This is a genomic window from Thiorhodovibrio winogradskyi (genome assembly GCF_036208045.1).
Taxonomy (GTDB): domain Bacteria; phylum Pseudomonadota; class Gammaproteobacteria; order Chromatiales; family Chromatiaceae; genus Thiorhodovibrio; species Thiorhodovibrio winogradskyi.
Window position 1 is genome coordinate 769,747 of sequence record NZ_CP121472.1, and the last position, 14,992, is coordinate 784,738.

General features: G+C 64.5%; 10 protein-coding genes. 6 read left to right on the top strand and 4 right to left on the bottom strand.

Annotation, left to right across the window (positions count from 1 at the left end):
• Window positions 1–4: 4 nt before the first annotated feature.
• The 4 genes from Thiowin_RS03500 to ppsR form a co-directional block, all read right to left on the bottom strand.
• Window positions 5–2,917: an EAL domain-containing protein gene (locus Thiowin_RS03500; protein WP_328986355.1), complete on the bottom strand. Its 2,913-nt coding sequence runs from the start codon at window positions 2,915–2,917 to the stop codon at window positions 5–7.
• Window positions 2,918–3,003: 86 nt separating this feature from the next.
• Window positions 3,004–4,284: a geranylgeranyl diphosphate reductase gene (locus Thiowin_RS03505; RefSeq protein ID WP_328986356.1), complete on the bottom strand. Its 1,281-nt coding sequence runs from the start codon at window positions 4,282–4,284 to the stop codon at window positions 3,004–3,006.
• 59 nt (window positions 4,285–4,343) lie between these two features.
• Complete coding sequence (gene chlG / locus Thiowin_RS03510; RefSeq protein WP_328986357.1) at window positions 4,344–5,246, bottom strand: chlorophyll synthase ChlG; 903 nt, start codon at window positions 5,244–5,246, stop codon at window positions 4,344–4,346.
• Between the two features lie 109 nt (window positions 5,247–5,355).
• Window positions 5,356–6,825: a transcriptional regulator PpsR gene (ppsR, locus tag Thiowin_RS03515; RefSeq protein WP_328986358.1), complete on the bottom strand. Its 1,470-nt coding sequence runs from the start codon at window positions 6,823–6,825 to the stop codon at window positions 5,356–5,358.
• Window positions 6,826–7,487: 662 nt separating this feature from the next.
• On the opposite strand from ppsR, the gene bchF reads away from it, so the two are divergent.
• From bchF to tcuB, 6 genes are read left to right on the top strand one after another with little or no spacing between them, the layout of a single operon-like run.
• On the top strand, window positions 7,488–7,973 hold the full coding sequence (gene bchF / locus Thiowin_RS03520) for a 2-vinyl bacteriochlorophyllide hydratase (RefSeq protein ID WP_328986359.1): 486 nt from the start codon (window positions 7,488–7,490) through the stop codon (window positions 7,971–7,973).
• The gene (locus Thiowin_RS03525; protein WP_328986360.1) at window positions 7,970–9,277 is read left to right on the top strand and encodes a ferredoxin:protochlorophyllide reductase (ATP-dependent) subunit N; all 1,308 of its coding nucleotides are present in this window, start codon (window positions 7,970–7,972) and stop codon (window positions 9,275–9,277) included. Before bchF ends, Thiowin_RS03525 begins: the two co-directional genes overlap by 4 nt.
• Window positions 9,278–9,290: 13 nt before the next feature.
• Window positions 9,291–10,907, top strand: coding sequence for a ferredoxin:protochlorophyllide reductase (ATP-dependent) subunit B (gene bchB / locus Thiowin_RS03530; protein ID WP_328986361.1), 1,617 nt, complete (start codon window positions 9,291–9,293; stop codon window positions 10,905–10,907).
• Between the two features lie 45 nt (window positions 10,908–10,952).
• Window positions 10,953–12,392, top strand: coding sequence for a BCD family MFS transporter (locus Thiowin_RS03535; RefSeq protein ID WP_328986362.1), 1,440 nt, complete (start codon window positions 10,953–10,955; stop codon window positions 12,390–12,392).
• 44 nt (window positions 12,393–12,436) lie between these two features.
• On the top strand, window positions 12,437–13,825 hold the full coding sequence (gene tcuA / locus Thiowin_RS03540) for an FAD-dependent tricarballylate dehydrogenase TcuA (RefSeq protein ID WP_328986363.1): 1,389 nt from the start codon (window positions 12,437–12,439) through the stop codon (window positions 13,823–13,825).
• Window positions 13,809–14,990, top strand: coding sequence for a tricarballylate utilization 4Fe-4S protein TcuB (gene tcuB, locus Thiowin_RS03545; RefSeq protein ID WP_328986364.1), 1,182 nt, complete (start codon window positions 13,809–13,811; stop codon window positions 14,988–14,990). The genes tcuA and tcuB overlap by 17 nt, the downstream gene beginning before the upstream one ends.
• The last annotated feature ends 2 nt before the right edge of the window (window positions 14,991–14,992 follow it).

Consider the following 14,992-nt stretch of genomic DNA (forward strand, 5'->3'; position numbering starts at 1 on the left):
GGTCTCACCCGTGGGCCTGGCGGCGCAGCCAGTCGTTTTCGATGGTGTTGGCGGGGGCCGGGACGGCGTACAGAAAGCCCTGCGCCTGATCACAGCCATGCGCGCGCAAAAAGTCAGCTTGGGCCTGGGTTTCGACGCCCTCGGCCAGGATAGTGAAGTGCAACGCCTTGCCCAGCGCGATGCTGGCTTTCACGATCTCGGCGGCATCGCGGCGTTCGGGCAGGCTGGTCACCAGGCTGCGATCGAGCTTGAGTTTGGCCACCGGCAGGTCGCTCAAATGGCGCAGGGAGGAAAAGCCGGTGCCAAAGTCATCGACGGCGAAGCGAACGCCGAGGGCCGCGAGTTCACGCAGCTTCTGTTGCGCCTGTGCGTCGGCTTGGGTAAGCAGGCTTTCGGTCAGCTCCAGGGTCAAGCACTCGGGAGCGACACCGGTGCTCTCGAAGATGCCTGTGGTATCGGCGACAAAATCCGGGTGGCCGAGCTGGCTCGCGCACAAATTAACGGCAATCTGACTGAAGTCCAGACCAGCATCCCGCCAGGCGCGTGCCTGCTCGCAGGCCGCCAGGATGCCGGCGTTGGCCAGATCGCGCAGCAGACCGCGCTTGTCCGCCACGGCAAAAAACGCCTCGGGCTTTAGCAGGCCGCGGCTTGGGTGCTCCCAGCGCATCAGTGCTTCCAGTCCGACCAAGGCCGTGTCGGCCAGGTTGAACTGTGGCTGGTAATGGAAGTGGATGCGCCGCTGTTGCAAGGCCAACGATAGCGCACTGACAATGTCCATTTCCTGTTGCAAGTGCTTGGCCAGTTCGCTTTCAAAAAAGGCCAGGGTACCGCGCCCGGCGGCCTTGGCCCGGTACAGGGCGGCGTCGGCGCGGCCAATTATTTCATCAACATCGCATTCATCACGGCTGGCGATCAGGATGCCGATGCTGGTATTAATGCGCAGCCGGTGCGGCTCGATCTGAAACTCCTGGTTCAGGGCATCGATGATCTTGAGTGCCAGGCGCGAGGCGTCATCGCGTGTCTGGATATTCTCCTGCAAGAGTGCGAATTCATCGCCGCCGAGACGGGCCAGGGTATCGCTGGCGCGCAACAGTTGGGTGATGCGCTTGCCAACCGCGCACAAGAGTCGATCGCCCACCGGATGGCCGAGGGTGTCGTTGACATCCTTGAAGTGATCGAGATCGAGCATGTGCAGCGCGAACGGACGGCCCTGGCGGAGAAAAGTGGCATGGGCATGGCTCAGGGTTTCGCGAAACAGTGCCCGGTTGGGCAGACCGGTCAGGGAATCGTGGAACGCCAAATGCTTGATCTCACGCTCGGCGCGACGCCGCTCGCTGATGTCATGAAAGGTCACCACGGCACCGGCGATCTGCCCGGCTCTATAGGTGGGCGTGGCCCAGTACTCGACCGGAAAGGCGCTGCCGTCCCGGCGCCAGAACACCTCGTCACTTACATGCTGCTGGTGCGCCGCGCGTGCCGCGCGCAGGATGCGGCATTCAGAGCGTGGTAGCGGTGTGCCATCGGCTGTAGCGTAGTGAAACAGCCTGTGTGGATCCTGACCAATCAATTCATCGGTGGTGAGAGCGTCGCCGGATCCGCCAAGCAGGCGCGCGGCCGATGGATTGGCAAAGCTGATGCGCCCGTCGAGGTCGATACCGAAGATACCCTCGACCGTGGAGTTCAGCAGCAGTTGGGCGCGTTCCTCGGCCGCGCGTCGGGCGGTGGCGTCCTGCTGGTGCTCAATGACGATGCTCGCCAGTTCAGCCGCGGAGGCGATGAGCCGCAGGTCGGCTTGCTCGGGCGCGCGCGCGTCCCGCAGGTAAATGGCAAAGGTGCCGAGCACCTGACCATCGCGCCCGCGTATGGGTTCCGACCAGCAGGCGAGCAACCCCAGCGGCAGGACCAGATCGCGATAGCCTTCCCACTTGGGGTCGCTGCGCAGGTCGCTGGCGATGGTGCGTTCGCCGGTATAGGCGGCGTGACCGCAGGAGCCAACATTGGGGCCGATGCGCACGCCCTCGACAGCCTGCAGGTAACTTGGCGGCAACCGGCTGCTGATGGCCGAATGCAACTGACCGCGTTCGGCATCCAGCAGATGGATGGAGATCCAGGCATCGCGCATGATGTCCTGACTGTAATCGACAATGGCCCGCAACATTTCCTCGAGCGGGGCGCCACGGGCGAGTCGCTCGAGCACGGCATTGCGCCCGTCGAGCAACCGCTGCGATAAGCGAAAGGCGGTGATATCGTAGGAAATGCTGACGAAACCAATGACCGCGCCCTTGTCATCGCGCAGGTAGTTCCAGTCGACCTGCACCTCGATCCAGCGCCCGTCCCCGGTGCGGTTGTGGTTGGTATAGGTGAAGGGTTCGGGCTGCTCGGCGACAAAATGGGCCAGATCCCGGTGCAACCGCTCGGCCTCCTCGGCCGGCAGCAGATCCGCGACCTCCATCTGGGTCAGGCGCTCGTGGCTATAGCCCAGCATCCGGCAGGCGGCCGGGTTGGCGTAGCGGAAGCGACCCCGGGTATCAAGCTCCATGATGGCCACGCGATTGACTTCCACCAGGGTGCGAAAGCGCTGGTCGCTGTCGCGGTGCGAGGCGGGGAGCGTATGAGAGGCTGAACCAGACATTACTGCTGGGGGGGGAGGTTCGCGCGGCCAGCGCAGGAGCAGATCGGCAAGATGGGTGACCAAGGCTGCCGCGAGGGGCAGGGCGATCAGCGGCCAGCTCGCCCCGACCAGCGCGGCGCGCACCGCGAGCAGCAGCAGGAAACCCGAGGCGAGCAGGGGTAGTAGGGGTTTTAGCCCTGGCCCGCGTCCCGTGGCGCGGCGCAGGAACCACAGCAGCACAGCCTCCGCCAGCACCATGATCAGGATGGGGTCAATGATCCGGCCGCTGGTGAAAAGACTGTCCATGTTGTCTCTTTGTTGCTGACGGGCGCGCGAGTGCCCTTTCCTGTCAGATGTCGAGTGCCTTGGCCTTGGCGCCTAAGCGGGGCGGGCTATTTCCAGGGTTTGGTCATCCCCAAGAGATGCGCCGTGTCTTTTAAGAAAATGCGCAGGTGGGCTGCTGGTTTGGCGCGCACCAGACGTTTGTGCATGTAGGCTTCCCAAGTCAGGTGCTGAATATCGGGATCATCGCACAGACTGACGAAGCGCTCACGGCGTTTATCGGTCTTGTACCAGAATCGCTGCATGATGCCAAGAATCCAGAACACTCGTCCGTGGGCTTTCATGAAGCGCTTGCGGGCACTGGCCAAGGCTTTGGCATCGCCGGTGATCAGGAATTGCTCGACGGCGTCCGCCGCCAGACGCCCGCCGGTCAGGGCGTAGTAAATCCCCTCACCCGAGGCGGGAGCGACCACGCCGGCGGCGTCGCCCGCCAGCACCAGATCGCGGTCGTTGTCCCATTTCTTGAGCGGATGTAGCGGAATGGGGGCACCCTCGCAGCGCAGGGTCTCGCAGTCGGCAAGCCCGGCGGCCTTGCGCAGATCGGCCGTGGCCTGCTTGAGCGAGAAGCCTTTTTGCTCGGTGCCGACGCCCACGCTGGTGGTCTCGCCATGAGGGAAGATCCAGCCATAAAAATCCGGCGAGATTTTGCCCTGGTAATAAACATCGCAGCGGGTCGGGTCGAAGTCGGCGTGGTCTGTGCTCGATTGACCAGCTGTTTGACCGGCCGTTTGACTGGATGAAGGCGAGCGAATGATTTCGTGATAAGCCGCGACATGGGGCAGTTCCTTGGCGCCGGGCACGCAGTCTTTCGCTACCTTGGACATGGCCCCGTCGGCGCCGATGATGGCGCGCGCGCGCACCTGCTCCAATGCCGGCTTGGTGTCTGTTTTGGCGCCTGATTGGGCGTCCGCCGGTTTTCGCTCGGGCTCGGGCTGGAAGTGGACGATGGAGGTGCCGTCGCTGTCCTGGCTGATGTGCTTGTAGCTGCCGTCGCGCCGGGTGGCGCCGGCGGCGGCGGCGCGCTCGCGCAGCCATTCATCGAAGGGGCCGCGATCCACCATGCCGACATAGCCGCCGTTGATGGGCATGTCGACATGCCGCTCGCTCGGCGCCACCATGCGCGCGGAGTGAATCTTGGCGCACAGCTGTTCCTCGGGGATCTCGAATTCGGTGATGGCGATGGGCGGGATGGCGCCACCACAGGGCTTGATGCGGCCAGGCCGGTCAAGCAGCAGCACGGAACGCCCGCGGCGGGCAAGATCGGTCGCCGCGGTGGCGCCAGCAGGGCCGCCGCCGATGACGACGACATCGTAGGTTTGGATCTCGGACATGTGAATGACCAGCGATTGAGTGGGTGGAGATGAGCGTGGCTTGATTGATCGTGGCCGGTTTAGACCAGCGCGCGCGCCGCGAAGGCGCTGATCATCATGCCGCTGACATAGAGGGTCACGCCGAAAGCGCTAAGCCAGGTGGCGCGCTCGATGGGAGCCTTGAGGAAGCGCACCATCATGGCGGCCTGGATGGCCACCAGCAGGCTCACCGCCAGACCATGCCAGGATTGGCCCCAGCCATAGAGCAGGGCAACGACCAGCGCTTGCGGGACGAGCATGACCAGGCAGGCGAGAAAGGCGGCGCGGTCGGGGCCAAGCTGCACTGGCAGGGAGCGCACGCCGAGCTGTTTGTCGCCCTCGATGGCTTTGAAGTCGTTCAGCGTCATGATGCCATGGGCGCCGACGCTGTAGAGAAAGGCCAGGGTGAGGCTACGCCAGTCCGGCATCATGCCGCCAAGCATGACGGCGGTGCCGGTGACCCAGGCCAGTCCCTCGTAAGAGAAGCCGACGGCGGCATTGCCCCACCAGCCGTTTTGTTTAAGGCGCGCGGGTGGGGCGCTGTAGGCCCAGGCTAGCGCGATACCAAGCAGGGTGGCGATGATCACCCAGGTACCAAGCCACAGCGACCACAGCAAGGACATGAGCGACCAGATGATGGCGATATAGAGCCCCCAGCGCCCAGGGATGCGCCCGGAGGGGATCGGCCGGTTGGGCTCGTTGATGGCATCGACGTGACGATCGAACCAATCATTCACCGCCTGGCTGGTCGCGCACAGCAGCGGTCCAGCCAGAATGACGCCGGCGATCAGCACCAGGATGTTGGCCAGAATGGGCTGACCGGAGGACACCACGCCACAGGTAAAGGCCCACATGGGCGGGAACCAGGTGATGGGGTGCATGAATTCCAGCACATCGGCCGGTTTGATGCGGTGCGGGACAGCCTTGCTCGTGCTCTCGGTCATCGGGTGATCTCGGTCATTGACGAATGCTCTAGTTCTTTATAGGGGAATTTGGCCAGAGGGGATCTCCGGAGGGAGTCTGGGGGGAGTCTGGGGGCGAATGAATTCGCCCCTACTTCGATTCTTGTTCGCTACCAGGCTCCACCCCGGAGTCGCTCCCTGATTCGCTCCCTGATTCGTTGCCTGATTCGCTTAGGCCATAACGCCTGAGTTTGACGTACAGGCTCTGGCGGCTCAAGCCGAGCAGTTCGGCGGCGGAGGCGCGGTTGTCGCCGGTTAGCTCAAGCGCCGCCTCGATACACAGGCGCTCGATCATGTCGGTGGACTCGCGCACCACCTCTTTGAGCGGAACCCGTCCGACCAATTCGGTCAGCTGCTCGACCGAGCGCGGCAGGGCACGCCCGGGTCCGGAACTGGCTGACACTCGGCGGTCGACATTGCGGATGATAAAACCAAAACTGGATTGGTCGGCATTTTGCACCGCCACCGCGGAAATCTCGACCTCGGTTGAGCTGCCATAGTCACTGCGCACTGTCGTGGCGAACAGGCGCACCGCACCGTGCTGGCGCAGGTTGGCGATGAGAACATTCAGGTCCACGCCAGGGCGTCCGAGCCAGCGGTCAAGCGATTCGCCGCGCGCCTGCTCCTCGGTTGAGAGTTGGGCGAGCTCCAAAAAGGCATTGTTGGCGCTTAAAATGCGCCCGTCCTGGCGGGTGATGACCACGCCGTCCGGGGCTTTTTCCAACATTTTAAAGATGCGCGAGCGTGGCTCGCCGATCATGCTGCTATTGGTGTTGGTCTCGACCGGTGTCAGGCGCACCAACAGCAAGGTGGCGTTTTCCTGGCGGACCGGGGCGGCCGAGACCAGAAATTCGGTCTCGGGCTCGCGCAGGCGGGCGCGCACGTCGTTGCCGCGCCCGGCCGAGCGCACGCCGGCGAGCAGGGATTTGATCGCCTCGGTTCCGGCAGTGTCGAAGCCTTCGGGGAAAGGGCGACCGACCAGTTTGCGGGAATCGGTCGCGAGCAGCAGGCTGGCCGCCGGGTTGGCCTCGACAATCTTGCCATTGACCGGATCGACGATCAGGATCGCCTCGGACATGGAGCGAAACAGCAGCCGGTAGCGGGTTTCAAGCTGGCGCAGACGCCAGTAGTCACGCTCCAACGACTGCTGGGCATCGACCAGGCGCTGCTGCAGCGCGGCGATGCCCTGCTGGCTGCGACCGACGGCGACGATGCGATGGCGGTCGCCGAGACTGGCCGCGCAATAACGCACGGGAAGTTCGTCGCCGCTGATAGCCAAGTGTTCGACTTGTTCCCAATGCGGTGGTTGCTCCTCGGCGCGGGCGTGTTCAAGTAGTTGCTCGACTCTGGTGCGACTGTCGTTGGTGACCGTGTCAGCCCAGTTTAGGCCAATCCAGTCGCCGATCTGGTTGGAGAGTTCGTCGTTGCCAAAAGCAAGATCGAGAATCCGCCCCTCGCTGTCGATGATAAGCGCAATATCGGATGCCGCGGCGATCAACTCTGCCGCGGCATCCGTGCCCAACTCTCCCAGGGCCGATTCCGGTGCGTCGAACAATTTCACCAGTCCGCCAGAATGTCAGGCACGCCTCGCCCTTGCCGGCCTGAGTGGCCGGTGGGGGTGATCGCCTTGTGATGAATGCGCATGGCGCCCTTGCTGCGACATTGAGCTATTCCGAATGATCTCCGAATGATCCGTGGTCCGCGCCGGTTGCAGCTGAGGCGAGAACCAGTAAGAGGAGACTCCTTGCACCCTCGCGTGCCTGGCTGCCGGCTGGCAATTCGAGGCGTTAGACCCGGCGGACAACAAGCGAAGGTCAGTGATGACGCGCTGGCGGTTGGTGCTGCCTCAGCCGACGATGGCACGCGTCGCCATGCCAGGGATTATCGCGTGAATTAGTAAAACCCGACAGAATCAATGTCAAGTCCAGTTTACGTTAAGTATAGTTGACATAGGCGGGGGAGGGGCTTAATTTTTTCGCCCGGAGCGCGGATCAAGGTGCCTCGCCTTGATACCTCTGGTAAAGTAATGGGCCGTTTCGCCATCTCCGCGTTTTTCTGTCGGACATTTGGTGGCGGAAGTGTCAGGCGATATTGCGGGATAAAGCGCTTCAGGCGGGCAATGGGTAAGCATTCAAGCTCCCGTCCACTGCGAGCAGTCCACCTGATAACCTGCCGCCGAGCGCCCCTTAACCCACGGCCTCCTGCGTTTAGAAAAAAAACACCATGCCAAGGTCTATTCCACCTCTTTATACCCCCGAAGAACGCCGCCGGCGCGATCAGTCACCCTGGACCCTGGTGCAGGGCATTCTCGCGCCGCTGCAATTTCTGGTGTTCTTGGTCAGTCTGGTGCTGGTGCTGCGCTATTTGGCCACCGGCAATGGTGAGTTGGCCGCTACCTGGTCGATTGTGATCAAAACGCTCCTTCTTTACACAATAATGATCACCGGCTCAATCTGGGAGAAGGTGGTGTTTGGCAAGTATCTGTTCGCTCGTGCCTTTTTTTGGGAAGATGTGTTTAGCATGCTAGTCTTGGCGCTGCATACCGCCTATTTGGCGGCACTCTTGACTGGCTGGCTGGATACGCGTGGACAGATGTGGTTGGCGCTGGCCGCCTATGCGACCTATGTCGTCAATGCGACCCAGTTCCTGCTCAAGCTGCGCGCGGCGCGCCTGTCGAGTGAAGCGGCGGTCGAGGGGGGCGCGGCATGACGGATATTCCATCCGCCAGCTCCACCGCTGGATTCAGTTCCTCACCCAATGTCTTGGCCGGCTCCTCCTTGGCCGTCCGCCACGAGCGCGGTGAGCGTCAGGCTTTCTGCGGGCTGTCCGGCATCGTCTGGCTGCACCGCAAAATGCAAGACAGTTTTTTTCTGGTCGTCGGCTCGCGTACCTGCGCTCACATGATGCAGTCCGCCGCCGGGGTGATGATCTTTGCCGAGCCGCGTTTTGGCACCGCCCTGCTGCAGGATCGTGACCTCGCCGGCCTGGCCGACGCCAACGATGAACTCGACCGGGTGGTGCGAGAGCTCCTTGCGCGCCGTCCGGATATCGGCACCCTGTTCCTGGTCGCTACCTGCCCGTCCGAGGTCATCAAGCTCGATCTTGACACCGCCGCTGCCCGTTTGCAGCAGGCGCATGGCGGCCGAGTGCGCATTCTGGCGTACAGTGGCAGCGGGCTGGATACCAGCTTTACCCAGGGCGAGGACAGCTGCCTGCGTGCCCTGGTGCCGCACTTGCCGGAGCTGCCGGCCATGCAACGCTCATTGCTGGTGGTGGGCTCGCTGGCCGATGTGGTGGAGGATCAATTCCAGCGGCTGTTCGACAAGCTCGGCATCGGGCCGGTGCATTTTCTGCCGCCCAGGCGCGCGGCCGATTTACCACCGGTGGGCCCGGGTACCTTCCTGATCGCGGCCCAACCCTTCGTTGGCGAGACCATGGATGCCCTGCGCGAGCGCGGTTCCCAGCTCATCACCGCGCCCTTCCCGTTCGGGATCGAGGGGACCCGCGCCTGGTTGCTGGCGATTGCCGCGGCCTGGGGCATCTCGACCCAACAGGTCGATGAGGTCATAGCGGCACCGGCGGCGCGCGCCAAGACCGCCCTGGCGCGCTATCGCGAACAGCTTGGCGGCAAGCGCGTGAGCTTCCTGCCCGATTCCCAACTTGAGATTCCACTGGGACGTTTTCTCGCGCGCGAGTGCGGCATGCAACTCGGCGAACTTGGCGTGCCCTATCTGGATCGCCGACTGATGGAGCCCGAACTGGCCCTGTTGCCGAAAGACACCCAGCTGACCGAGGGTCAGGACCTTGAGCCCCAACTCGAGCGCCTGCGCGCCGAACGCCCGGATATCACCGTCTGCGGTCTCGGGCTGGCCAATCCGCTCGAAGCCGAGGGACTGACCACGAAATGGGCCATTGAGCTGGTCTTCACGCCCATCCAGGGCTTCGACCAGGCCGCCGATCTGGCCGAGCTGTTCGCGCGACCGCTCAATCGGCGCCAGCGGCTAGGGTTTTAGGAGAGCAGGCAACATGGAACTGACCGTCTGGACTTACGAAGGCCCGCCGCACATTGGCGCCATGCGCATCGCCGCTTCCATGGACGCGGTGCATCTGGTGCTGCACGCGCCCCTGGGCGACAGCTACGCCGATCTGCTTTTCACCATGATCGCGCGCTCGGCGGCGCGCCCGCCGGTCAGCTACACCAGCTTTCAGGCGCGTGATCTCGGTGGCGATACCGCGCAACTGGTCAAAACACGTCTGGCCGAGACGGTCGCGCGCTTCAAGCCCCAAGCGCTGCTGGTGGGCGAGGCCTGCACGGCGGAACTCCTGCAGGATCAGCCCGGCGCCCTAGCGCTCGGCATGGGGTTCGACATTCCCGTCATCCCGCTGGAGTTGCCGGCCTTCACGCGCAAGGAGTCCTGGGGCGCGAGCGAGACCTTTCATCAGCTGGTGCGCGCGCTCCTGTCTGGTCGCCCGATGCCCGAGGGCGCTGGCGACCCCGCTGGTCGCGCCCAGGCAGAGGGGCGCCGGCCGCGCGCCAATCTGCTCGGACCCAGCGCGCTCGGCTTCCGCTGTCGCGACGATGTGGCCGAGGTGACCAAGCTGCTCGATAGCCTTGGCGTCGATGTGCATCTGGTCGCGCCGGCCGGGGCGACGCCGGCCGATCTGACAGGTATGCTCGCGGCCGATTTCAATATTTGCCTCTATCCGGAGATCGCGCACAGCACCTGCGTCTGGCTGGAGCGCATGTTCAAGCAGCCCTGGGTGCGCACCGTTCCCATCGGGGTTGGCGCCACCCGCGACTTTCTGTTGGAAGTGGCGCGACTCACTGGCCTCGATCCCGAGCCCGCGCTGGCGCGTGCCCGTACCCGCTTGCCCTGGTTCTCGCGCTCGGTGGACTCCACCTATTTGACCGGCAAGCGGGTGTTTATCTTCGGTGACGCCACCCATGTGATGGCCGCCGTGCGCGTCGCGCGCGAGGAACTCGGCTTCGATGTGGTTGGGTTTGGCAGCTACAGCCGCGAATTTGCCCGCGAACTGCGCGCGCTGGGCGAGGACATCGGTGTCGAGGCGCTGATCACCGATGACTATCTGGCGGTCGAGGCACGGGTGGCCGAGCTGCACCCCGAGCTGGTGCTGGGCACCCAGATGGAGCGCCACATCGCCAAGCGCATCGGCATTCCCTGCGCGGTGATTTCCTCACCCGTGCATGTGCAGGACTTTCCCGCCCGCTATGCGCCCCAGATGGGTTTTGAAGGCGCCAATGTCATTTTCGATACCTGGGTGCATCCGCTGATGATGGGGCTCGAAGAGCACCTGATCACCATGTTTCGCGAGGATAGCGAGTTCGATGATGGCGAGGTGCCGGAGCGCCCGTCTCAACCAGCGCAAGCCACGGCGCCAGTGCTGGCTGACGCCGGAGAACCCAACCCCAGGCCAGCGGAAGCCGGTGCGCCGGCCCCCGGCGAATCCGCCGATGCAACCGAGGTCCGCTGGGAGTCCGATGCCGAGAAGGAGTTGCGCAAGATTCCTTTTTTCGTGCGCGGCAAGGCCAGGCGCAACACCGAGAACTTTGCCCGCGAGCGCGGCCTGAGTCTGATCAGCGTCGATACCCTGTACGACGCGAAAGCCCATTTCGGCCGCTGACCTCACCAACCACTGACGACCAATCATTGACCACCGATTACCCCCATGGCCACAAACAAACCCACGCTTGACGATTTCAAACAGGTCGGCATGCAGTTGTTGCTGCGGTTCCTGCCTTTCGCGGACGCGGCCACCGACGATCTGCCCCTGCCACGACTGCTGCGGCTGTCGCTGTTCCAGATCTCGGTGGGTGCCGCCATCGTGCTGCTCAATGGCACCCTGAACCGTGTGATGGTGGTGGAGCTTGGCATGCCGGTGTGGCTGGTGTCCCTGATGGTCGCCCTGCCGCTGGTATTCGCCCCCCTGCGCGCGCTCATCGGACACAGGTCTGACTATCACCACTCCGCCTTCGGGTTGCGCCGGGTACCCTACATCTGGTGGGGCACCCTGTTGCAATTCGGCGGCTTTACCTTCATGCCCTTCGCGCTGCTGCTGATGTCCGCCGAGGGCAACCAGATGGCGGTGGTGGGTTATATCGCCGCGGCCATCGCTTTCCTGATGGTGGGCGCCGGGCTGCATACCACTCAGACCGCCGGTCTGGCCCTGGCCACCGACCTGGCACCCAAGGAGGCCCGGCCGCGTGTGGTGGCGCTGCTTTATGTCACCCTGCTGCTTGGCATGCTGGTCAGCGCGGTGCTCTACGGGCTGTTTTTGCGCGATTTCACCCAGGTGAAGCTGATTCAGGTGATTCAGGCCACCGCCGCCGCGACCATTGTGCTCAATATCGTCGCGCTCTGGCGTCAGGAGGCGGTTGATCGCAAGCGCGCCGCCAACCCGGTGCGCGCGCCCAAGTTCTCCGCCACCTGGAAAGCCTTCGTCGAGGATCGCTATGCCGCGCGCCTGCTGATTGCCGTCGGACTCGGCACGGCCGCCTTCAGCATGCAGGACATTCTGCTTGAGCCCTATGGCGGCGAGGTGTTGGGCCTGAGTGTGTCTCAGACCACCCTGCTGACCGCCATCTGGGCCGGTGGCACCCTGATTGCCTTCTCACTGGCCGGCTGGTTGCTGACCAAGGGCGGCAACCCCAACCGCATGGCCGCCATTGGCGCGGCCTTGGGACTCTTTGCCTTCGCCGCCGTGATCGCTGCTGGCGTGCTGAGCCTGCCCTGGCTGTTCCGCGGCGGCGCCGGTCTAATCGGTTTTGGCGGGGGTCTGTTCGCGGTGGGGACCCTCACCGCCGCCATGGGGCTCGCGCAAGGTGGCCACACCGGTCTGGCACTCGGCGCCTGGGGCGCGGTGCAGGCCACGGCCCAGGGCGGTGCTATTTTCCTTGGCGGCGCCATTCGCGATCTCGTCAGTCTGATGGTCGACAAAGGTTGGATTGGCAGCGAGATGTCCGGTCCGGCCTTCAGCTATGGCGTGGTCTATTACCTGGAGATCATTCTGCTGCTCGCCACCCTGGTGGTGGTCTTCCCGCTGATGCGGAAAAAGAACCAGCCGGATCTGGACGCACCCAAGAAGTTCGGCATTTCCGAGATGCTCTAGGCGGACTCTTTGTCAAGGGCGGCGATCAAGACATCAGCCTTGATGTGAAAGCCCCGGGCGTTCTGGTGGTTGGTGGCGGCATCGCCGGACTCTGCGCGGCCATCAGTGCTCGGCGCGCTGGTGCGCGGGTGCTCTTGGTCGAGAGCGCGCCGCGCTGGCGGCGTGGCGGTAACAGTCGGCACGCACGCAATTTTCGCTTTTGCCATGATCGCCCGAGTGCGCTGGTGGCCGGGAGTTATCCGGCCGACGTCTTCGCCGATGATCTTGCGCGCGCGACCGCTGGTGGCGCGGATGCGGCCCTCTCGCGCTTGTTGATCGAGCGTTCGCGCGCGGCCCCGCAATGGTTGCGCGATGCCGGTGTGGCGCTGCAAGCGCTCGGCAGGGGACGCTTGCCGGTTTCATCCAAGACGGCCTTCCTGCTCGGTGGCGGCCAGGCGATGGTGAATGCGCTCTATGCTTGTGCCGAAGGGCTGGGGGTGGAGATTCGCTACGGGTGCGCGGCGGGTCAAGCGCGCTTGAGCGGCAACCGGCTGGTGGGCATTGATCTGCGTTCGGCCTGTCAAGCCACTCATCCGGGTCAGCAACTGGCTGAGACGGTGGCGCCCGATGCCGTGGTGCTCGCCTGCGGCGGTGCCCAGGGGAATGCGCACTGGCTGCGCCAGCATTGCGGCGAGCGGGTGGAAGGCTTCATCAATCGCGGGACGCCCGATGCGCGCGGAGATATCCTCATCGAACTGCTGGCGGCCGGCGCCCAAGCGGTGGGTGATCCGGGGCGGCTTTACCTGGTCGCGGTGGACGCGCGCTCGCCGGCGGAGGATGGCGGCATTGTCACCCGCATTCGCGGGATGCCACTGGGATTGGTGGTGGATCGCGAGGGCCGGCGCCGGCATGACGAGGGCGCCGATCAGGGCTCGACCCGCTATGCCCTCTGGGGCCAGCGGCTGGCGGACTATCCTGGTCAGATCGGCTATTTGCTGCTGGATGCCAAGGGGCTGAATGCCGCCCCCGCGGCGCTCTATCCGCCGCTGATCGCCCCGGACGTGCAAGGGCTGGCGCGGCAAACCGGGATTAATGCCGACGCGCTCGAATCCACCTGGCTGGCCTACAATGCGGCCATGCGTGCTTGCCCCTCCCTCCATTCGCCGCCGCTCGACCCGCCCCGGACAGGGCCAGCGGCCGTGCTTGAGACGCCCCCCTTTGCCGCTTATCCAATGCGCCCTGGACTGACCTTTAGCTACCATGGCCTGGCGGTCGATGCCCGAGCGCGGGTGCGGCTGGCCAGCGGTGAGCCCATCGGCAATCTGTTCGCGGCCGGCACCCTGATGGCGCCCAATCTCTGTCCTCAAGGCTATCTGTCCGGGCTGATGCTGACCATCGGTCTGGTGTTTGGCTGCCTCGCCGGCGAGGAGGCCGCGCATGTTGCCCGTGCCTGACCCGCTTCCGACCGACCCAAGGGCAGTGACCGAGGAGGCCCGGCGGATGCTCGCGATCTGCAATATCTGCGGCTATTGCAACGGCTTCTGCCCGGTGTTCGACGCCGCGCGCGAGCGCCCAGCCTTGCGCGCGGGCGACCTGGCCTATCTGGCCCATCTCTGCCATGCCTGCCGCAATTGCCTGGATGCTTGCCAGTACGCGCCGCCGCACGCATTTGGCGTGAATGTGCCGCGCACCCTGGAGCGGCTGCGTTGGCGGAATTATGCCGACTTCGCCTGGCCCAGGGCACTGGCTGCCCTGTTCCGCGCCCGTGTCGGTGCGCGGCGGCCCGGGGTGGGTCCGACGCCTTTTTTGCTGCCCCTTCTGCCGCCAGCCCTGGCCATGCTGCTGCCGATGCTGCTAGGTCTCTGGTGGTTGCCCTGGTCGCGGCTTATGCAAGGGGCGCTGGCTCCAGGGGATTTTTATCGTATTCTGCCGTTTTCGGTCATGGTCGGGCTGGGCCTGCTGACGCTCGGCTGGGCACTCCTGTCCATGGGCATCAGCCTGATCAACTTCTGGCGCGCAATCAGCCTCGGGCGTCCGCCGGCGCGCTTGACTTGGTCCGGTCTGCGCGCGGCTCTATGGGACATCGCCAGCCTGCGGCATCTTGACGGCGGCGGTCCGGGTTGCACCGACTCCCATACTCCGCTGGCGCCCATGCGCCGCTGGCTGCACCAACTGCTGGTGCTCGGCTTCCTCTTGTGTCTGGCCGCCACTCTGGTGGCCGCCGTCTGGCACCATGGTTTGGGGCGGGCCGCGCCCTATGCGGCAGCGAGTCTGCCGGTGGTGCTTGGCCTGCTCGGCGGGCTGCTGATGCTGCCGGCCGGACTGGGCCTTTGGTGGCTCAGGCGTCGGACCAACCCGCTGACATTGGCGCCGGAAATGCAAGGGGGCGAGACCTCGGCGACCCTGTGGCTGCTGGCCGTGGTGCTGAGCGGTCTGGCGCTCTTGGCTGGACGCGCCACCCCCGCCATGGGGCTCCTGTTACTGGCTCATCTGGGCGCGGTTTATGGGTTTTTTCTGCTGTTGCCGGCGAGCAAATTCGTCCATGCCGGTTATCGGCTGCTGGCTGTGTCGCGGTTGCGACTGGAGCCAAAGGCCTTGGCCAGGACTGACCCGACCTAACC